The organism is Brevundimonas sp. UBA7838, from assembly GCF_002500885.1.
Classification (GTDB): Bacteria; Pseudomonadota; Alphaproteobacteria; order Caulobacterales; family Caulobacteraceae; genus Brevundimonas; species Brevundimonas vesicularis_C.
The window spans coordinates 1-19,041 of the sequence record NZ_DLTK01000032.1 but is presented as its reverse complement, the minus strand read 5'-3'; the positions used below and the strand labels follow the sequence as shown (position 1 = coordinate 19,041).

The following is a 19,041-nucleotide window of genomic DNA, read 5'->3' as shown; positions in this document are numbered from 1 at the left end:
CCGGGCATCAAGACTAGGGTTTCTCGCTCAGGAATTCAAGAGCGCGATGCCCGCGCCGGTTGACCGCTCATGCGCGGGCCGGCGGTTCGGGCTTGTGGTCGCGGCGCAGGACGCCCTTTATGAGGCTATAGGCCAGCCAACCGACGGCGGCGAGGCCGGCGAGCATGAACAGGCCGGAAATCAGGGCGGCTCCTGCCGCCATGAAGGCGAGGACGAAGGCGACGGCCGCAGCCAATCCGGCGACGATCTGAATGGTTTGAAGGCGCATGAGACCTTAACGCCCTCGACCACGGCGGGTTGCGCCGCCGCGATCACGATCCGATCACGCGTAGCTGTAGGGACCGCCGCGTTCGAGCGCGCGTTGATAGGCAGGCCGCGCGTGGATGCGGTTCAAGAAGGCCTTCAGATGAGGTTTGGTCTCGGCATTGAAGGCGCGGTCGGCGCCGGCCTCGACTGGAAAGCTCATCATGATGTCGGCGGCGGTGAACTGATCGCCCGCGAACCATTCCGAGCGGCCCAGTTCGTCCTCCCAGAAGCCGACATGGGTGCGCAGCTGTGGATCGACGAAACTGGTGATCGCCTTGTTGGCGACGCCATTGACGATCGGCTTCAGCAGGGCCGGCGCACGGCGTGGGAGCATGCTGAAGACCAGCTTCAGCAGCAAAGGGGGCATGGCCGACCCCTCGGCATAGTGCAGCCAATAGGTGAACCGACGGCCGTCCTCGGTTCCCGCCGCCGGACGCAGGCGACCTTGGCCGTAGGTATCGAGCAGATATTCGACGATGGCCCCGGTTTCTGCGACCTTGACCGCGCCGTCTTCGATGACCGGCGACTTGCCCAGCGGGTGGATCGCCAGCAGTTCGGGTGGCGCCAGCCGATTGCCAGCGTTTCGTTCGTAGCGCACGACCTCATAGTCCAGGCCCAACTCTTCGAGCAGCCACAGGACGCGTTGCGAGCGGCTGTCGTTCAGATGGTGGACTTTGATCATGGGTCGGCTCCGGGCGACGAGGCGTGACTATTCGCAACGCCGCCCCAGAAGTCGAGCGGCGATTGCAGTCTCAGCGCGGGCGGCGGCCGCTCCAGCGTCCGCGCGGTTGCGGCGCGACCTTAGGCTTGGCGCCTTCGCGGCGGTTGCGCCAGACCTCATAGGCCAGGGTCGCCAGGGCCAGTTTGCCGGCGTGACGACCCGCGACGCGGCGGCCGCCCTTGGAGAGCAGCAGGCTGCCGATCAGCGGGACGAGTTTGTTCAGACGGGACATGATTGAGTTCCTTTCGTCGTCCCAACGCGCCGTGCGCGATCAGGGTTCGCCCTGCGACGACATGAACTGTCAGCGACCGGCAGAAGGTTTGGCGCGCGCGACGCGCCGAGCGGTGCTAGCGCTAGGGCATGAGCCAATCCCGCATCGCCGCCTTCTTCACCTCCTTGAGCTTTTTCGTCATCGCGGCGCTGGTCGCCGGCGTCGTCGTCGGCGCCCTGGCGCAAGGGTCGCAGGCCGCCTGGCTGACCGGCGCCTTGGGCGTGGTCGAGAGCCTTGGCCAGGTGTGGCTGAACGCCCTGCGCATGACCGTCATTCCCCTGGTCTTCAGCCTGCTGGTGACCGGCATCGTCTCCATCGCCGATGCGGCGGCGACGGGCCGGATCGCGGCGCGGTCGCTGGTGGTGTTCGCGGTGCTGCTGGTCGGGGCGACGATCTATGCGATCCTGGCGGGGCTGGGCCTGCTCGCGGTCTGGCCGATCGATCCGGAGGCGGGGCGAGGACTGCTGGCGGGCGTCAGCGCCGAATCGCTGGCGACCGTGGGCGAGGCGGCGCGCACCGACGGCCTGCGCGCCTTCCTGGCCAGTCTGGCGCCGGCCAACGTCATCAAGGCGGCGTCCGACGACGGGGTGCTGGCGGTGGTGGTCTTCGCCGTCGCCTTCGGCTTCGCCGCAACGCGGATCAAGGCCGAGCTGCGGCGGCCCCTGGCCGGCTTCTTCGAGGCCGTGGCCGAAACCATGGTGGTCATCGTCCACTGGGTGCTGCTGGCCGCGCCGTTCGGCGTGTTCGCCCTGGCGCTGGGCGTGGGTTTGCGCGCGGGCCTGGGGGTGGCGGGGACGCTGGCCCACTATGTCGCCATCGTCTGCCTCAGCCAGATCGGCCTGATCCTGATCATCTATGTCGTGGCGATCGTGTGGGGTCGGATTTCGCTGGCCCGTTTCGCGCGCGCCGTGGCCCCGGCCCAGGTCGTCGCCGTCTCGACCCAGTCGTCGCTGGCCAGCCTGCCAGTCATGATCGAGCGCGCGCGTGACTGGCTGGGCGTGCCGCAGACGTCGGCGGGTCTGGTGCTGCCGCTGGCGGTGGCGGTTTTCCGCATCACCAGCCCGGTCGCCAACCTGGCGGTCTGCCTCTATGTGGCGCAGTTGCACGGGGTGGAGCTGGGGCTCGGCGTGCTGATCGCCGGCGGACTGACGGCCATCGCCGTGTCCATCGCCTCGGTGGGCCTGCCCGGCCAGGTCAGCTTCTTCGCCGCCATCGGCCCAATCTGCCTGGCCATGGGCCTGCCGCTGGGGGTGCTGCCGCTGCTGCTGGCGGTCGAGGTCATCCCCGACATCTTCCGCACCGTCGGCAATGTCACCGCCGACCTGGCCGCGACCCGGATCGTGGCCGGCGAAGATGGGGCGGGCGAAGACGGTCGCGCTACAGAATGACCCAGGCGGCGCCGCCCGCCAGCAGGATTAGGTGAAGCAGGACGACCAAGCCGAACTGCGTCCTGAACGGCTCCTTGCGGGTCTTGTGGCGCAGGATGTGCTGGCCCATCCACGCGCCCAGCCCGCCGATCAGGCCGAACAGCAACAAGGTGGATTCCGGCGTGCGCCACAGGCCCGCCTTGGCGCGCCGCTTGTCCCTGGCGAAGGCGAGGAACCCCAGGACTTCGCCGCACAGGATGGCGATCAGGGCCAGATCGAGATTGGACATCGGCGTGGCTCCGGCGTTCGGCCGCTACAGCCTTGCAGCGTGCGGCCGAAAACCGGAGATTTCGTCAACGTCAGGCGTAGTCCTGGATCGCCCGCACATCCAGGTCGCCAGCCTTGATCGCGCCGATGGCCTGGGCCGCCGCCAGGGCGCCGGCTGTGGTGGTGTAGTAGGGCATCTTCATCATCAGGGCGGTGCGGCGCAGCGAGAAGCTGTCCTGCAGCGACTGCTTGCCCGATGTGGTGTTGAAGACCAGTTGGACCTCGCCGTTTTTCATCGCGTCCACAATGTGCGGGCGGCCTTCCAGCACCTTCTTGACCAGCTTCACCTCCAGCCCCTGCTCGACCAGATAGGCGTGTGTCCCGCCGGTGGCCATCAGGCTGAATCCTTCGGCCAGCAGCGTTTTGGCGGCGTCGACGATGAAGGGCTTGTCCTCATCCTTGACCGAAATGAAGGCGCAGCCCGAGGTCGGCAGGGTGGTGCCGCCGCCGATCTGGGACTTGGCGAAGGCGCGGGCGAAGGCGGGGGCTATGTCGGCCTCTCCCGGCCGCTTGAAATCCAGGCCCATGACCTCGCCGGTCGAGCGCATCTCCGGGCCCAGGACGGTGTCCACCCCGGCGAAGCGGGCGAACGGGAAGACGGCTTCCTTGACCGCGATATGGTCGTAGGGCTTGTCCGTCAGACCGAACGACTTCAGCGGCACGCCGGCCATGACCTTGGCGGCGATCGAGGCGATGGGCTGGCCGATGGTCTTGGCCACGAAGGGCGCGGTGCGGCTGGCGCGCGGATTGACCTCCAGCACGAAGATGCGCGGGCTTTCGCTGTGCGGCTCCTCGATGGCGAACTGCACATTCATCAGGCCGCGCACCTTCAGGGCCTTGGCCATTTCGGTCGTCTGGCGCTTCAGCTCGGTGACGATCTCGGGCCGCAGTGAGAAGGGCGGCATGGAGCAGGCGCTGTCGCCCGAGTGCACGCCGGCTTCCTCGATATGCTCCAGGACGCCGGCCACAAAGACCGTCTCGTCGTCGCACAGGGCGTCCACGTCCACCTCGGTGGCGCGGTTTAGATAGTGGTCGATCAGGACAGGATCGTCGCCCGAGACGCGCATGGCCTCGTGGACGTAGCGGTCCAGTTGCTCGCGGTCGTGGACGATCATCATGCCGCGACCGCCCAGGACGTAGGAGGGGCGCAGGACGACGGGGTAGCCGACCTCTTCGGCCTTCTGCGCAGCCTCCTCGGCCGAACGGGCCAGGCCGTTGGGCGGCTGGCGCAGGCCGATGCCCTCCAGCATCTGCTGGAAGCGTTCGCGGTCCTCGGCCAGGTCGATGGAGTCGACGCTGGTGCCCAGGACGGGGATGTTGTCCTCCTGCAGGGCGTGGGCCAGTTTCAGCGGGGTCTGGCCGCCGAACTGGACGACGCAACCGATAAGGTCGCCGTTCGAGCGCTCGACCTCGATCAGCTCCAGCACGTCCTCGGCCGTCAGCGGCTCGAAATACAGGCGGTCGGAGGTGTCGTAGTCGGTCGAGACGGTTTCGGGGTTGCAGTTGACCATGATGCTCTCGACGCCGATCTGGCCGAACGCAAAGGCTGCGTGGCAGCAGCAGTAGTCGAACTCGATGCCCTGGCCGATCCGGTTCGGACCGCCGCCCAGGATGATGGCCTTCTTCTTGTTCGTCGGCTCCGACTCGCACTCGGGAATTTGGCCGAGCGCACCGGTCTCATAGGTCGAATACATATAGGCGGTGGCGCTGGCGAACTCGGCGGCGCAGGTGTCGATCCGCTTGAACACCGGGCGGACGTTCAGGCCGCGACGGGCGGTCCGGACGGATTTTTCGCTCTGGCCGGTCAGTTGCGCCAGACGGGCGTCTGAGAAGCCCTTGGACTTCAGGCGGCGGAACTCGGTCGGGTCGGTCGGCAGGCCTTTGACACGGACATGGCCTTCCTCGCGCACGATGTCGGCGATCTGGCGCAGGAACCAGGGTTCGTAGGCGCAGGCGGCGTTGACCTCCTCGACCGTCAGGCCGTGGCGGAAGGCTTGGGCGATGACGCGGATGCGGTCGGGAGTCGGAACGCCCAGGGCGCGGACGACGGCGCCGCGGGCCGTGGCGTCGTCTTCGGCGCCGGCCACCCCTTCAATCTCGATTTCGTCGAAGCCCGACAGGCCGGTTTCAAGCCCGCGAAGCGCCTTCTGCATCGATTCCTGGAAGGTGCGGCCGATGGCCATCACCTCGCCCACCGACTTCATCGAGGTGCCCAGCAGGGGCTCCGAGCCGGGGTATTTCTCAAAGGCGAAGCGCGGGATCTTGGTGACGACATAGTCGATCGACGGCTCGAAGCTGGCCGGCGTCACCTGGGTGATGTCGTTGGTCAGTTCGTCCAGGGTGTAGCCGACCGCCAGACGCGCCGCGACCTTGGCGATGGGGAAGCCGGTGGCCTTGGACGCAAGGGCCGACGAGCGCGACACGCGCGGGTTCATCTCGATCACGACCATGCGGCCGTCGGCGGGGTTGATCGCCCACTGGACGTTCGAGCCGCCCGTCTCGACGCCGATCTCGCGCAGCACATTGATCGAGCCCGTCCGCATCCGCTGATATTCCTTGTCGGTCAGCGTCAGGGCGGGGGCGACGGTGATAGAATCTCCGGTGTGGACGCCCATCGGATCGACGTTCTCGATCGAGCAGATGATGATGCAGTTGTCCGCCGTGTCGCGGACGACCTCCATCTCATATTCCTTCCAGCCTAGGACCGACTCCTCGATCAGCACCTCAGTGGTCGGCGACAAATCCAAGCCGCGCAGGACGATCTCCTCGAACTCCTCGCGGTTGAAGGCGATACCGCCGCCGGTGCCGGCCAGGGTGAAGGACGGACGGATGACAGCGGGCAGGCCGACGAACTCCAGCCCTTCCAACGCCTCCTCCATCGAATGGGCGGCTTTGGAGCGGGGGCTCTCCAGACCCAGCTTGTCCATCGCGTCGCGGAATTTCTGGCGATCCTCGGCCTTGTCGATGACCTCGGCCTTGGCGCCGATCATCTCGACGCCATGCCTGGCCAGAGCGCCGGATTCATGCAGGGCCAGGGCGGTGTTCAGCGCGGTCTGGCCGCCCATGGTCGGCAACAGGGCGTCGGGCTTTTCCTTGATGATGATCTTCTCGACCATCTCGGGCGTGATCGGCTCGATGTAGGTGGCGTCGGCCACCTCCGGGTCGGTCATGATGGTGGCGGGGTTCGAGTTGACCAGGATGACCCGGTAGCCTTCCGCCTTCAGCGCCTTGCAGGCCTGAACGCCGGAATAGTCGAACTCGCACGCCTGGCCGATGACGATCGGGCCGGCGCCGATGATGAGGATGGACTTGATGTCTGTGCGCTTGGGCATCGCCAGCTCTTCTTCTTATTGAACGCTAGTGGGTCACGACCGCGCATTCCCAGCCGTCATATTCAAGCTGGAAGGCCGCGGCCCAGGTCTGCATCATGGCCGAGGTCGCCGCAAAGGACGCCTCGTCCACCGCCATGGTCGTTTCGAGCACCGTCATGTCGTCGGCGCCGCGTGTCAGGAAGCCGGCGCGCCGTGCGATTTCGTTCAGGTCGCCGTGGTCGCCCTCGCCATAGAAGTAGAACAGCGTATGGCGCGGCGTCACGCCGCTGTCGCCCTGTTCGGCCAGCGCCGCGCGCACCATGGCGTCGCGTTCGTCATGACGGATGTCCGAGGCGTCCAAGGGAGTGCGTCGTCCTTCGTTCTCTGTCGTTCTCTGGGCGCGCGAGAAGCCCCCGCAGAGCCTGGCCCTGCGACGCTCACGTCTGCTTGTCGGTTAAGCGGCCCGTTTAGAGAGGGAGGGGCCGCCTGACAAGGGAGGTGGCGCTCTTATAAAAAAAGGGCGGCCATAGGCCGCCCCTTCTCGTCATTCAGTTTGTCGTCTTACCAGGCGCGGTAGTTAAGCCCGATGAAGAAACGACGGCCGTAGGGGTCGAAGTTGCTGTAAAGCGTTTGACCCAACTGCGGCGCCTGTTCCGCGTCAAAGGCGTTCGTGACGCCAGCACGCAGCGACAGATTATCACGGACATTGTAGCGGACCGTGAAATCGTTGCGCATGAAGTTACCGGTGTTGTTCAAATCTTGCGCGCGGTTGTCGGCGTTCAAGATCAAGTCACGGTTGCGGTTGATGTTCTGAGCAGACTGCCAATCCACCGACCAGTTGACACTCCAAGTATCATTGGGCGTGTAGGTAAGCGACGAAGTGAAGCGGACATTCGGGAAGAACAGATTGCCACGGTCGCTTGTGTAGTTGGCGGCATTAGTAGAGTCGAGGAAGTTTTCCTGCTCGATCAGCCAAGAACCCGCCAGCGAGTAATCCAGGCGACCCCAGTTGCGGCCAACCATCTCGTCGAAGTCGAAACCATAACGTGCGGTGAAGTCCAGACCACGCGTGGTCAGGGCCGCATAGTTCAGCGCGCCTTCGACGAAACCGCCAATCGGATCGTTCGCCGGAGCGCCCAAGCCGAACGGAATCTGCGGATTATTACGGAAGATGGTGGCGCAGGCGGAGTTATTCAGACCCGGGCCATTGACGCAGTTGTTGGCGGCAGTCTGAGCCGACACGAAGGCGATCACCTGCGTAATCTCGATTTCATAGTAATCGAGCACCAAGCTGAAGTTCGGAATGAACCGGGGCTGCAATACGGTCGAGAAGGTGAAGGATTCCGACTCTTCGGGTGTCAGGTTGGGGTTGCCACCCGTTACGCCCGATACGCCGCTGCCGTACACCGGGTTGAAGTCATCGGTGTTGGTTGCAGTATTTCCGGCAAAGTCGAAGGTCAGGCCGCTAGCTTGCGCCAGGGCCGTACAGTTGGCGATCCGATTGGCGCGAATTTCCGCCGTTTGCAAAGCAATATTTGCTGTGGCGCAGGGATCAACAAAGCCGTTGGCGAAAGTTTCGCCCAGCGGGGAGAAGTTTTCGCTGAGGTCAGGTGCCCGGAAGGACGTATTGAAGCTAGTCTTGAATGTGATGTCGCGGATCGGACGATAGATCAGGTTCACGCCGTAAACGTCACCTGTTCCCGCAGTGCTGTAGTCAAAGTAACGATACGATCCGCTCAGTTCAGCGTACTCGCCTAGAATGGAGTCGCGGAACAGCGGCAGCGACAGTTCCGTGAAACCTTCGTCGCTAGTATATTCCGCACCCGGGAAGTCCGGACCACCGTTCAGGAACAGCGCACGCCCGGCAGTGGAGGCGTCACGTCCGACAGCTTCGGTGTATTCGCGACGATGCTCGTAACCCAACGCCAAACCGATCGGACCGGCGCCCCAGAAGTCCCACAGCTGGCCGGAAACCGATGCGATGGCGTCTTCCTGCTCATTACGCTCGGTGTAGTTGACGAACGCATTGATGTAGTCGCGAGCAGCTTGGCTCTGGTTGCCGACGCCGAAGATGTTCAGCGGTTGGCAGTTGGCGACCGCGTCACGACCGACCTGGCTGTCACGCAGATCATTGAAGGGCAGGAAGTAGTCGTCTAGCGGGAGGCCTTGAGCGTTCAGCAGTTGCGAACGGCACACAATGGCGCCGGGCGTGCCAAGGATGCCAGCCGTGTCTCGCACGGCGTCGGCCGCCAAGTTGACCCGTAGGGCATCTGTGCCGGTTTCCGTCTCTTCAACCTCGACCTGACCATAGGTGTAGGACAGGCTCCAATCGACGTTCTTGACGAAGGACACCGAGTCCAAGCTGCCTTGAACGCCGGCCACGAAGCGTAGCAGGTCACGCGTGCTGTATTGGTCGCGGTTTTCGCCGAACAGGGTGTGACGCGCATAAGGGGCTGCGGCCGTACCAGCGACAGTGCTCGGCCCGGTCGCGGTTGGCGGATTGTAGAGAGTGATACGGTTTGCGTAGATCGCCTGACGCAGATTGTCAGGGATGTAGGCGTTATCGGCGATACGCAGACCTTGGCGATTGAAGAAGTTGTAGTTCGAACCGATCTGGTTCGCTGTGGTCGCGGTACCGTAGAAGCTGTTCGGCAGGTCATCTCCGAGGATGAAGTCGTAGAAGTCTGGTTGAGACGAGAAGTGCGTGTCTTCGGTCACATATTTGGCTTCGACGAAGGCCAGGATGTCGTTGGTGACCTTGAAGTTCGCGCCGACCTGATAACGCTGAGACTCCGAGGCGGGGACGCGCGTGATGGTCGAGAACTCGGCCGGTTGATCGCCGTCGCCGCCGATGGTCAGCGGACGGTTGATTCCGGTGTTGCCGATACGTTGGCCGAAGTTGGCCAGACGGGCGGTCGTGCCATCGAACACCCAGGTGCGACCCGGTTCGACCGAGAAGCAGTTCGCGCTGCTGCCGCCGATCGCGGTGACGACGCTAGCGCAGTTGGCGTACGGCACGTCCGGATCGTTCAGCGAACTGGCCTGCTGGTTGTTAGCCAAGGTCGTCTGGCCCCAACGCGGGCGTTGGAGGGTGCGGTAACCGTAAAACAGCTGGTTGTCGCGGTCGCCGTCATAACGAGCGTTGGTCGGATCGGCGTCGATGCCGACCAGGCCACGGGCATTACGAAGCCAGTCGATGTCCATCGACTGCACTTCGTCAAGCTTCTCGTACTCGCCGAAGCCGTAGACATTCAGGCGATCGTCAAAGAAGTTCTTGCCCAGCAGGGCCGAAACACGGCGGGTCGCTTCGCCGTTATCGTTGATCATGCCATAGTTGGCGTCCAATTCCAGACCTTCGAAGTCCTTGCGCAGGACGAAGTTCAGAACGCCCGAGACGGCGTCGGCACCGTAAACCGACGATGCGCCACCCGTGATAATTTCGATGTTCTGGATCAACAGTCGGGGGATGGTGTCGACGTCAACCGACAGTGTGCCGCCCTGTGAACCTACGTGGCGACGGCCATCGACCAAGGTCAAGGTACGACCGGCGCCGAGCGAGCGCAGGTTGGCGAATGAAAGGCCGCCGATACCGAGGACGCCCGTGCTGTCGGAAGGCACTTGTGAGTTCGACAGGGCCGGAATCGTAGCGAGATAGTCGATGACAGTCGATTGGCCGGTGGTCAGCAGTTGCTCGCCAGAAACCTGAATGAGCGGGGTCGCCGAGTTCACTGGGTCGCGCCGGATGCGTGAGCCGGTAACGACGATTTCTGCAACCTGATCTGCGGGCTGAGCCTGAGCCGACACTGGTCCTGCGTTGAGCGTTTCCTGATCAGTCGTTTGTGCTGCGACACTGGTCGTAACGAGCACGCCCGCCAAGACAGTAGATGTCAAAAGAAGATGGCGCATAAATTCTCCCTGAGCAGATGCGGCATTGTGAAGTCTATAACATGTTCAAACCGCCATGTGATGGGCACAAAGCTGACACAGGTGGCTGCGTCAAGCGCCGCGATCATCAAACTGTCACTCGGGTGAAAGGATTTCAAAACCTGTCGTAAAAGAAGCACGTCTGCATTTCGGTGACTGAAATTAATTATCGACCAGCGCGCATCTTGGTCGATATTTCATTGGTCGATCGCGCGATCCAGTTGGGGAGTTCGTCGATGCGGGCGAGGGAGACGTAGCGTGGCTCGTCCACCGGGGCGTCGGCCAGTTCGTGGGCCCAGGTGACGTGATAGGGGATGTGGACGCCGAAGGCGCCGGCGGCGATGGCGGGCAGGACGTCGGACTTCATGGAGTTGCCGGCCATGACGGCCTCGGCCGGGCCGGTGCCGTGGCGGGTGAAGACCCGCTCGTAGGTGGCGCGATCCTTTTCGGAGACGATCTCGACGGCGCTGAACAGGTCGCCCAAGCCTGAGGCCGCCAGCTTGCGTTCCTGATCCAAGAGGTCGCCCTTGGTGATCAGGACCAGGCGGTATTTTTCGGACAGTTCGGCGACGACCGCATCCACGCCGGGCAGGGTCTCGACCGGGTGAGCCAGCATCTCGCGGCCGGCGGCCAGGATCTCGCGGACGACATGGGGCGGAGCCTCGCCGTTCGTCAGCTCCATCGCCGTCTCGATCATCGACAGGGTGAAGCCCTTGATGCCGTAGCCATAGAGACGCAGGTTGCGTTGCTCGGTTTCGGCCAGGCGCGCCTCGATGGTCGCCTCGTCGCCGTGGTCGGCCAGAAGATCGACGAACCGCGCATGGGTCAGGCGGAAGATCGTCTCGTTGTGCCAGAGGGTGTCGTCGGCATCGAGGCCGACCGTGGTGATACTCATGCCGCGCCCCTATCATGGGACGAACGCGGAAGGGAGACGCGATGAACGGATCGGCGGTGGTGATCGGGGCGACGGGCGGCATCGGCCGGGCGATGATCGAGCGGATCGTGGCGGACGGCGCGTTCGAGGCGGTGTGGGCCGTGTCGCGGTCGGGCGCGGATGTGGCGGGTGCGCTAGGGTTGGCGGCGGATCTGGAGCATGAGGCCAGCCTGGCGTCCGCCGCCGAACGGATCGGCCAGGGACCGGCGCCGACGTTGATCGTCGTGGCGACCGGGGTGCTGCACGACGGGCTCCAGCCGGAACGGTCGTTTCGTCAGTTGGATGCGGAACACCTGTTGCGGGACTACCGCGTCAATGCGATGGGGCCGGCGCTGGCGGCGAAACATCTGCTGCCGCTGATGCCGCGCGATCGACGCGCGGTGTTCGCGGCCCTGTCGGCGCGGGTGGGGTCGATCGCCGACAATCGGCTGGGCGGCTGGCACGCCTATCGGGCGTCCAAGGCGGCGCTGAATATGATCCTGCGCAATCTGTCGGTCGAGATGGCGCGCAGCCATCCGCAGGCGGTGATCGCCGGTCTACATCCCGGCACGGTGGCGACGGACCTCAGCGCGCCGTTCCAGAAGGGGGTGGCGGAGGGCAAGCTGTTCACGGCGGACTATTCTGCCGAGCGGCTGCTGTCCGTGCTGTCGAACCTGACCCCGGCCGACAGCGGCGGCGTCTTCGCCTGGGACGGGGTGCGGGTGCCGGAATAGCGCGCAGTCGTGACTTGAGCGAGACGGCCGACTGACGTCAGATGGCGCTCATGCGTCTGAGCGTTTCCGCCCGGCTTTTCAGCCTCATGTTGCTCGGCCTGCCGCTGAGCGTTCCGGCCGTGGCCCAACCGGCAGATTCGCCGGTTGTCGATCCGGTGGTCGCCGCAGCGCCCTCGCGTGACCGCGCGCGGCTGAATCAGCGGGTGTTCGACCGGGTGTGGAGCGAGGTGCGGCGGGGCTATTACGATCCGACCCTGCACGACGTGGATTGGAACGCCGCGCGGGCGACGTTCCGGCCCCAAGCCCTGGCGGCGAGCGACGAGCGGGGGCTGTACCGCGTCATCAATGCGATGCTGGATCTGCTGGACGACGGTCATGCGGCGGCCAGTCCGCCGGCGGCGGTGCGGCGTCAGGAGGCGCAGTTCGCCCGGCGCGCCGTGATGGGCCTGACCCTGATGCGGGGCGAGACGCCGGACGATTGGACCGTCGAGCGTGTCCGGCCGGGCTCGCCGGCCGAGGCGGCGGGCGTGCAGATGGGCTGGACCCTGAACTCGGTCGATGGGAAGCCCTGGGGACCGGATGTCGAGACCTATGACGGGGTTCCGGTGCAGTTGGTCCTGACCGACGATGCGGGACAGCGGCGCGAGACCACCCTGACGCCACGGGTGATGGAGGCCATTGAGCCGTTCACCGCCGACAAGTCACGGCCGGGGGTGCTGGTGCTGCGCGTCGAGCAGTTCGACAAAGGTCTGGGCGCCTGGATGGGCAGCGAGCTAGAAGGTCTGCCGCCGGACGTCGACGTGGTGCTGGACCTGCGCGGCAATCCCGGTGGGCGGCTGATGGAGGCGGAATCGGTCCTGACCTGTTTCCTGCCGCGCGGTCAGGTCTGGGCGACGCGGACGGGACGCAGCGGCCGGCCGGTGGTTCTGAGGGCGGCGGGCGACTGCGGCGATCGGCGCGATCCCCTGGCCAATGATGTGGCGGTTCTGGTGGACCAGGGCAGCCGCAGCGCTGCAGAGTTGACGCCTGCCGCCTTGCAGGAGGCGCGGCGCGGCATCGTGGTGGGCGAGAAGACGGGAGGATCGGTGCTGATCGCTCAGGAGACCAATCTGCCGGACGGCGGGCGGCTGACGCTGAGCCGGGCGGACTTCGTGACTTCGGGCGGGATTCGGCTGGAGAAGCGGGGGGTCACGCCGGACATCGCCGCGCCTCGCACCGTGGCCCAACGCCGCGCGGGCGACGATCCGACACTGGAGACGGCGATCGCCGCCCTTCAGGTCGAGGATCGCGCCAGGGCCGACACACCCGCCAGCGGCCTCTAGATCAGCAGCATTTGAACCCGCCGGCGCCGCCAAAGCGGCGCTGCTCGTGCAGGCGGAAGAAGGCGGTCTTGTCCAGCGGCGGCTGGTCGGGATGGGTCGCCGCCGCGTGATCGACATAGGCCTGATAATCCGGCTGACCGATCATGGCGCCGGCCGTGCGCCGAACGCCGCGACCCCACCGCAGGGCGGTGTCGCGGCACAGGCACAGCAGGTCGTCTTGCGACGGGTTAGGCACGGGCCGCATCCGCCGCCTCGTCGGCCGCCGTCAGTTGGTGGCTTTCCGGATACTCGCGCACCGTCGGGCGGTTGTTCGCATAGGCCTTGCGGCACGCCAGGACGCCATAGACGACCATGGTGACGACCACGAACAGGAAGCCCGCTGTCAGCGTCGAGTTGACGTAGTCGTTGACCACGATGCGGTGCATGTCGCCGATGCTCTTGGCCGGGGCGATCAGTTCGCCGGCGCCCAGCGCCTCCTGATATTTGCGGGCGTGGGACAGGAAGCCGATGCGGACATCCGGGTGGAACAGCTTCTGGAAGCCCGCCGTCAGGGTGCAGATCAGCAGCCAGGTCGCGGGAACGACCATGACCCAGGCGAACTTCTCGCGCTTCATCCTGAACAGCACGACGGTGCCCAGGATCAGAGCGACGGCGGCCAGCATCTGGTTGGCGATGCCGAACAGGGGCCACAGGCTGTTAATGCCACCCAGCGGATCGACCACGCCAGTGTAGAGGAAATAGCCCCATAGCCCGACCGTCAGGGCCGTGGCGACGACGTTGGCGCCCCACGACTTGGTCTCGCGCATCTTGGGCACGGCGACGCCCAGCAGGTCTTGGATCATGAAGCGGCAGACGCGGGTGCCGGCGTCGACGGTGGTCAGGATGAACAGGGCCTCGAACAGGATGGCGAAGTGATACCAGAAGGCCATCATGGCCTTGCCGCCGATCACGCCGGACAGGATGTGCGCCATGCCGACCGCCAGGGTCGGGGCGCCGCCTGCGCGCGACAGGATCGAATGTTCGCCCACGTCACGCGCCAGCTGCTCAAGCTCTCCGGGCGTGATGTGGAAGCCCCACTGCGCCACGGCGGCGGCGGCTGAGACCGCATCGTTGCCGATGACGGCGACCGGGCTGTTCATGGCGAAATAGACGGCCGGATCCAGAACCGTGGCGGCGATCAGGGCCATGACGGCGACGAAGCTTTCGCACAGCATGGCGCCGTAGCCGATCATGGGGATTTGGGCCTCGTTCTCCAGCAGCTTGGGCGTGGTGCCCGAGGAGATCAGCGCGTGGAAGCCCGACACCGCGCCGCAGGCGATGGTGATGAACAGGAAGGGGAACAGGGCGCCGGCGAAGACCGGGCCGGTGCCGTCGATGAAGGGGGTGATGGCCGGCATCTGCAGGTGCGGGCGCACGATCAGAATGCCGACGGCCAGGGCCACGATCGCGCCGATCTTCAGGAAGGTCGACAGATAGTCACGCGGCGCCAGAAGCAGCCACACCGGAATGACCGAGGCGATGAAGCCATAGACCATCATCAGGATCGCCAGAGTCGGGCCGGTCAGCGTGAAGGCCGGGCCCCAGAACGGATCGGCCGCGATATGGCCGCCGCCGATGATGGCCAGGATCAGCAGGACGACCCCGATCACCGAAACCTCGCCCACGCGGCCCGGCCGCAGAAAGCGGGTGTATAGGCCCATGAAGATGGCGATGGGGATGGTGGCGGCGACGGTGAAGGTGCCCCACGGGCTTTCGGCCAGGGCCTTGACCACGACCAGGGCCAGAACCGCCAGGATGATGACCATGATCATCAGGACGCCGACCTGGGCGATGATGCCGGGGATGTTGCCCATTTCGGTGCGGATCATGTCGCCCAGCGACTTGCCGTCGCGGCGCGTGGACATGAACAGGACCATCATGTCCTGCACCGCCCCCGCCAACACGGCGCCGACCAGGATCCACAGGACGCCCGGCAGATAGCCCATCTGGGCGGCCAGAACCGGCCCGACCAGCGGGCCCGCGCCGGCGATGGCGGCGAAGTGGTGGCCGAACAACACGTTCTTGGGCGTCGGCACATAGTCCAGCCCGTCGTTGCGCCGCATGGCCGGGGTCAGGCGCGCGGGGTTCAGCTGCATGACCTTGTTGGCCAGGTAGCGGCTGTAGAACCGATAGGCGATCGCATAGGTGCAGACCGCGGCGACCACCATCCAGACCGCGCTGATGCTCTCGCCCTGATGCAGGGCTATGACGCCAAGGGACACCGCCCCCAGGATGGCGATGGCGCCGAAGATTATGGGTGTGCTGAGTTTGCCCACGACAGATCCCTCCCGGCCGGCTGACTGCGACCCTCGCCCTTGGTTTGCACCACAATCCGGGACAAGGCCAATCGACTAAAGTCGTAGAAATACGTCTCCTCCCCATTCATGGGGAGGTGGCTCGAAGCGCAGCGGAGAGACGGAGGGGTTCTCCACAGCATCACGAGCGCCAATGGGACTTCAGGAACCCCACCACCGCTTCGCGGTCCTCCTCCCCGCTAGCGGGGAGGAGACGGCGGTGTCAGTTCCGAACGACTTTGACCCGTCCGGCGGCTTCCCGCGCGCGGTCGCGGGCCTGTTCGACGTCGGCGCCGCGGGCGACAGCCACGCCCATGCGGCGGCGCTCGAAGGCCTCGGGCTTTCCGAACAGACGCAGATCGGCGGTCGGGACCGACAGGGCCTCCGCGACGCCCTCGAAGGCGACCCCTTGCGCGTCCATGCCGCCATAGATGACGGCGCTGGCGGCGGGTTCACGCTGGTTCACGTCGACGGGCAGACCCAGGATGGCGCGGGCGTGCAGCGCAAACTCACTCATCGTCTGGCTAGCCAGGGTGACCAGGCCGGTGTCGTGCGGGCGGGGCGAGACTTCGGAGAACCAGACCTGGTCGCCCTTGGCGAACAGTTCGACGCCGAAGACGCCGTAACCGCCCAGCGCCTCGGTGACCTTGGCGGCGATGTCCTGGGAGGCGGCCAGCGCAGCGGGCGTCATGGGCTGCGGCTGCCAGCTTTCGACGTAGTCGCCCTCGACTTGGCGATGGCCGATGGGCGCGCAGAAATCGGTGCGGATCGAGCCGTCGGCGTCGCGCGAGCGGACGGTTAGCAGGGTGATCTCGAAGTCGAAGTCGATGCGTCCCTCGACGATGACGCGGGCGCTGGCGACCCGGCCGCTGTCCTGGGCGTAGGTCCAGGCGTCGGCGATTTCATCGGCGCCTTCGACGAAGGACTGGCCTTTGCCCGACGAGGACATGACCGGCTTGACGAAGTTGGGATAGCCGACGGCCTTGGCGCCGGCGGCCAGTTCGTCGGCCGAGCCGGCGAAGGCGTAGGGGCTGGTGGGCAGGCCCAGCTCTTCGGCGGCCAGTTTGCGGATGCCCTCGCGGTTCATCGTCAGTTGCACGGCGCGAGCCGTCGGGACGACCGTCGCCATGCCGGCGGCCTCGATATCGGCCAGAACCTCGGTGGCGATGGCCTCAATCTCGGGCACGATGAAGTGTGGGGCCTCGGCCAGGATAACGCCGTTCAGCACCTGGGCGTCGGTCATGGGGATGACGTGGCTGCGGTGCGCGACCTGCATGGCCGGCGCGTTGGGATAACGATCGACGGCGATGACTTCGACGCCGAGCCGCTGAAGCTCGATGGCGACCTCCTTGCCCAGTTCGCCCGAGCCCAGCAGCATGACGCGCACGGCGGTGTCGGAAAGCGGGGTGCCGAGTTTCATGGGCGTCAGGCTCCGGTAGCGGGTTCGATCAGGTCCCAGGCGTTGCCGTAGAGGTCTTCGAAGACCACCACCTTGCCATAGGTCTCATGTCGCGGGGTTTCGCGAAAGTGGACGCCGGCGGCAAGCCAGGCGGCGTGGTCGCGTATCAGGTCGTCGGTTTCCAGAAACAGCCAAACCCGGCCGCCGGCCTGGTTTCCGACCTGGGCCTTTTGGGCGTCGGTCGTGGCGCGCGCCAGCAGCAGGCTGGTCTCGCCGCCTTTGGGGGTGACGCGCACCCAGCGTTTGCCCCCGCCCATGTCGGTATCCTCGCTGAGGTCGAAACCCAGCTTTCCGACATAGAAGGCGACGGCCGCGTCATAGTCGTGAACAAGCAGGCTGATCGCGCCGATGCGGCTCATGGCTTCTGCTTTCAAAAAATCTCCCCCGTGAAGCGTCGCGCACGGGGGAGTGATCCGAGTTTTAAAGCCGCGCCTTGACCGCCGCGACGATGGCGTCCGATGTGATGCCGAACTTCTCGTACAGAACCTCGGCCGGGGCCGAGGCGCCGAAGCCGGTCATGCCGATGAAGGCGCCGTCTTCGCCGATGAAGCGTTCCCAGCCTTGCTTGATCGCGGCTTCCACGGCGACGCGGACCGTGCCGCGGCCGATCACCGAGGCCTGGTAGGCGGCGTCCTGCTGTTCGAACAGTTCGAACGAGGGGACCGAGACGACGCGGGTCGGCGTACCTTCGGCCTCGAGGGTTTCGGCGGCCTTCAGCGCCAGGGCCAACTCCGTGCCGGTGCCGAACAGAGTGACCTTGGCCTCGCCACTGGCGGCCTTGATCTCATAGGCGCCCTTCGCCGACAGGTTTTCGGTCGAGGCGACGGTGCGGACGGCCGGGGTCTTCTGACGCGACAGGGCCAGGGCCGACGGCGCGGTCTTGGTCTGCAGGGCGATCTGCCAGCACTCCATCGCCTCGATGGTGTCGGCGGGGCGGAAGACCAGCAGGTTCGGAATGGCGCGCAGCGCCGCCAGATGTTCGACCGGCTGGTGCGTCGGGCCGTCTTCGCCCAGGCCGATCGAATCGTGCGTCAGGACGTGGATGGCGCGCACGCCCATCAGGGCGCCCAGGCGGATGGCCGGGCGGCTATAGTCCGAAAACACCATGAAGGTGCCGCCGTACGGGATGACCCCGCCGTGCAAGGCCAGGCCGTTCATGGCCGCGGCCATGCCGAACTCGCGGATGCCCCAGTTGACGTAGCGCCCCTCATAGGTCGGCGCGTCCAGGATCGGCGTGCCCTTGACGAAGGTGTTGTTCGAGCCGGTCAGGTCGGCCGAGCCGCCGACCAGTTCGGGAATGGCGGCGAACAGTTCGTCCAGCGCCGCGCCCGACGACTGGCGCGTCGCCTGGGCCGGCTGGGTCTCGACCAGTTCGGCGATCTTGGCGTTCAGGGCGTCGAAGGCGGCCTCGGGCAGGTCGCCCTTCATGGCGCGGATGAAGTCGGCGGCCTGGGACGAGGCGGCGAGGCGGGCCTCCCACTTCTTGCGGTCCTTGGCGCCGCGACGGCCGACCTTCTTCCAGGCGTCGGCGATGGTCTGGGGCATTTCGAAGGGATCGTGATCCCAGGCCAGGCCCAGGCGCGTGGCGGCGATCTCGGCGGCGCCCAGGGCCGCGCCGTGGGTCTTGTGGCTGCCTTCCATCGTGGCGGCGCCCTTGCCGATCTTGGTCTTGCAGGCGATCAGGGTGGGCTTGTCCTGACGCATGGCCCACTTCATCGCGCCCTTGATGGCGTTCATGTCGTGGCCGTCGATGGCCTTGACCGCCCAGCCGGCGGCCTTGAAGCGGGCCTTTTGGTCGGTCGCATCCGACAGCGAGACCTTGCCGTCGATGGTGATCTCGTTGTCGTCCCACAGGACGTGCAGCTTGTTCAGCTTGTAGCGGCCGGCAAGCGCGATGGCTTCCTGCGACACGCCTTCCATCAGGCAGCCGTCGCCGGCGATGACCCAGGTGCGGTGATCGACCAGATCGTCGCCATACTTCGCCGCCAAATGGCGCTCGGCCATGGCGAAACCGACCGAGGTGGCCAGACCCTGGCCCAGCGGGCCGGTGGTG

At 65.8% G+C, this 19,041-nt stretch carries 16 protein-coding genes; 3 read left to right on the top strand and 13 right to left on the bottom strand.

What is annotated here, in order from left to right:
- Positions 1-67: 67 nt before the first annotated feature.
- The 3 genes from B3T77_RS01965 to B3T77_RS01955 form a co-directional block, all read right to left on the bottom strand.
- On the bottom strand, positions 68-268 hold the full coding sequence (locus B3T77_RS01965) for a hypothetical protein (protein ID WP_055806048.1): 201 nt from the start codon (positions 266-268) through the stop codon (positions 68-70).
- Between the two features lie 54 nt (positions 269-322).
- The gene (locus B3T77_RS01960) at positions 323-988 is read right to left on the bottom strand and encodes a glutathione S-transferase family protein (RefSeq protein WP_292076651.1); all 666 of its coding nucleotides are present in this window, start codon (positions 986-988) and stop codon (positions 323-325) included.
- 70 nt (positions 989-1,058) lie between these two features.
- Entirely contained in the window at positions 1,059-1,259 is a 201-nt protein-coding gene (locus B3T77_RS01955) for a hypothetical protein (protein ID WP_055752936.1), read from the bottom strand.
- Positions 1,260-1,387: 128 nt separating this feature from the next.
- Here B3T77_RS01955 and B3T77_RS01950 point away from each other — a divergent pair, with 128 nt between their 5' ends.
- Positions 1,388-2,686 (top strand): dicarboxylate/amino acid:cation symporter, encoded by a 1,299-nt coding sequence (locus B3T77_RS01950; protein WP_292076649.1) that lies wholly within the window; start codon positions 1,388-1,390, stop codon positions 2,684-2,686.
- On the opposite strand, the gene B3T77_RS01945 is transcribed toward B3T77_RS01950, so the two are convergent.
- The 5 genes from B3T77_RS01945 to B3T77_RS01925 form a co-directional block, all read right to left on the bottom strand.
- A complete protein-coding gene (locus B3T77_RS01945; RefSeq protein WP_066623530.1) occupies positions 2,676-2,954 on the bottom strand; it encodes a DUF1294 domain-containing protein in 279 nt (92 codons plus the stop codon). The two genes, B3T77_RS01950 and B3T77_RS01945, sit on opposite strands and share 11 nt — an antisense overlap.
- 70 nt (positions 2,955-3,024) lie before the next feature.
- On the bottom strand, positions 3,025-6,324 hold the full coding sequence (gene carB, locus B3T77_RS01940; protein ID WP_292076645.1) for a carbamoyl-phosphate synthase large subunit: 3,300 nt from the start codon (positions 6,322-6,324) through the stop codon (positions 3,025-3,027).
- A 25-nt stretch (positions 6,325-6,349) separates the two neighbouring features.
- A complete protein-coding gene (locus tag B3T77_RS01935; protein ID WP_292076644.1) occupies positions 6,350-6,664 on the bottom strand; it encodes a ribonuclease E inhibitor RraB in 315 nt (104 codons plus the stop codon).
- 200 nt (positions 6,665-6,864) lie between these two features.
- Positions 6,865-10,209 (bottom strand): TonB-dependent receptor domain-containing protein, encoded by a 3,345-nt coding sequence (locus B3T77_RS01930; RefSeq protein WP_292076643.1) that lies wholly within the window; start codon positions 10,207-10,209, stop codon positions 6,865-6,867.
- Positions 10,210-10,393: 184 nt separating this feature from the next.
- On the bottom strand, positions 10,394-11,122 hold the full coding sequence (locus B3T77_RS01925) for an HAD family hydrolase (RefSeq protein WP_292076640.1): 729 nt from the start codon (positions 11,120-11,122) through the stop codon (positions 10,394-10,396).
- Between the two features lie 41 nt (positions 11,123-11,163).
- Between B3T77_RS01925 and B3T77_RS01920 the strand changes: the two genes are divergently transcribed.
- Together B3T77_RS01920 and B3T77_RS01915 are read left to right on the top strand one after the other, a co-directional pair.
- Entirely contained in the window at positions 11,164-11,874 is a 711-nt protein-coding gene (locus B3T77_RS01920; RefSeq protein WP_292076638.1) for an SDR family NAD(P)-dependent oxidoreductase, read from the top strand.
- 50 nt (positions 11,875-11,924) lie between these two features.
- Positions 11,925-13,196 (top strand): S41 family peptidase, encoded by a 1,272-nt coding sequence (locus B3T77_RS01915; RefSeq protein WP_292076636.1) that lies wholly within the window; start codon positions 11,925-11,927, stop codon positions 13,194-13,196.
- Position 13,197: 1 nt separating this feature from the next.
- Here B3T77_RS01915 and B3T77_RS01910 read toward each other — a convergent pair whose 3' ends face one another.
- The 5 genes from B3T77_RS01910 to B3T77_RS01890 form a co-directional block, all read right to left on the bottom strand.
- Complete coding sequence (locus B3T77_RS01910; RefSeq protein ID WP_260394759.1) at positions 13,198-13,440, bottom strand: YbdD/YjiX family protein; 243 nt, start codon at positions 13,438-13,440, stop codon at positions 13,198-13,200.
- Positions 13,424-15,511, bottom strand: a complete 2,088-nt coding sequence (locus tag B3T77_RS01905) for a carbon starvation CstA family protein (RefSeq protein ID WP_292076628.1) — start codon at positions 15,509-15,511, stop codon at positions 13,424-13,426. The genes B3T77_RS01910 and B3T77_RS01905 overlap by 17 nt, the downstream gene beginning before the upstream one ends.
- A gap of 241 nt (positions 15,512-15,752) precedes the next feature.
- Positions 15,753-16,949 (bottom strand): formate-dependent phosphoribosylglycinamide formyltransferase, encoded by a 1,197-nt coding sequence (gene purT, locus B3T77_RS01900; protein WP_292076626.1) that lies wholly within the window; start codon positions 16,947-16,949, stop codon positions 15,753-15,755.
- 5 nt (positions 16,950-16,954) lie between these two features.
- Positions 16,955-17,347 carry a VOC family protein gene (locus tag B3T77_RS01895; protein ID WP_292076624.1) on the bottom strand — a complete coding sequence of 131 codons (393 nt, stop codon included), beginning with the start codon at positions 17,345-17,347 and terminating at the stop codon, positions 16,955-16,957.
- Between the two features lie 61 nt (positions 17,348-17,408).
- Positions 17,409-19,041: transketolase family protein (locus B3T77_RS01890; RefSeq protein WP_292076623.1), on the bottom strand; the 1,633-nt coding region annotated here is incomplete at its 5' end.

Bases quoted from the DNA above. Each gene is read 5' to 3' on its own strand.
- B3T77_RS01955 (WP_055752936.1), bottom strand. From the start codon at position 1,259: ATGTCCCGTCTGAACAAACTCGTCCCGCTGATCGGCAGCCTGCTGCTC.
- B3T77_RS01920 (WP_292076638.1), top strand. From the start codon at position 11,164: ATGAACGGATCGGCGGTGGTGATCGGGGCGACGGGCGGCATCGGCCGG.
- B3T77_RS01965 (WP_055806048.1), bottom strand. From the start codon at position 268: ATGCGCCTTCAAACCATTCAGATCGTCGCCGGATTGGCTGCGGCCGTC.
- B3T77_RS01925 (WP_292076640.1), bottom strand. From the start codon at position 11,122: ATGAGTATCACCACGGTCGGCCTCGATGCCGACGACACCCTCTGGCAC.
- carB (WP_292076645.1), bottom strand. From the start codon at position 6,324: ATGCCCAAGCGCACAGACATCAAGTCCATCCTCATCATCGGCGCCGGC.
- B3T77_RS01930 (WP_292076643.1), bottom strand. From the start codon at position 10,209: ATGCGCCATCTTCTTTTGACATCTACTGTCTTGGCGGGCGTGCTCGTT.
- B3T77_RS01910 (WP_260394759.1), bottom strand. From the start codon at position 13,440: ATGCGGCCCGTGCCTAACCCGTCGCAAGACGACCTGCTGTGCCTGTGC.
- B3T77_RS01945 (WP_066623530.1), bottom strand. From the start codon at position 2,954: ATGTCCAATCTCGATCTGGCCCTGATCGCCATCCTGTGCGGCGAAGTC.
- B3T77_RS01960 (WP_292076651.1), bottom strand. From the start codon at position 988: ATGATCAAAGTCCACCATCTGAACGACAGCCGCTCGCAACGCGTCCTG.
- B3T77_RS01915 (WP_292076636.1), top strand. From the start codon at position 11,925: ATGCGTCTGAGCGTTTCCGCCCGGCTTTTCAGCCTCATGTTGCTCGGC.
- purT (WP_292076626.1), bottom strand. From the start codon at position 16,949: ATGAAACTCGGCACCCCGCTTTCCGACACCGCCGTGCGCGTCATGCTG.
- B3T77_RS01950 (WP_292076649.1), top strand. From the start codon at position 1,388: ATGAGCCAATCCCGCATCGCCGCCTTCTTCACCTCCTTGAGCTTTTTC.
- B3T77_RS01895 (WP_292076624.1), bottom strand. From the start codon at position 17,347: ATGAGCCGCATCGGCGCGATCAGCCTGCTTGTTCACGACTATGACGCG.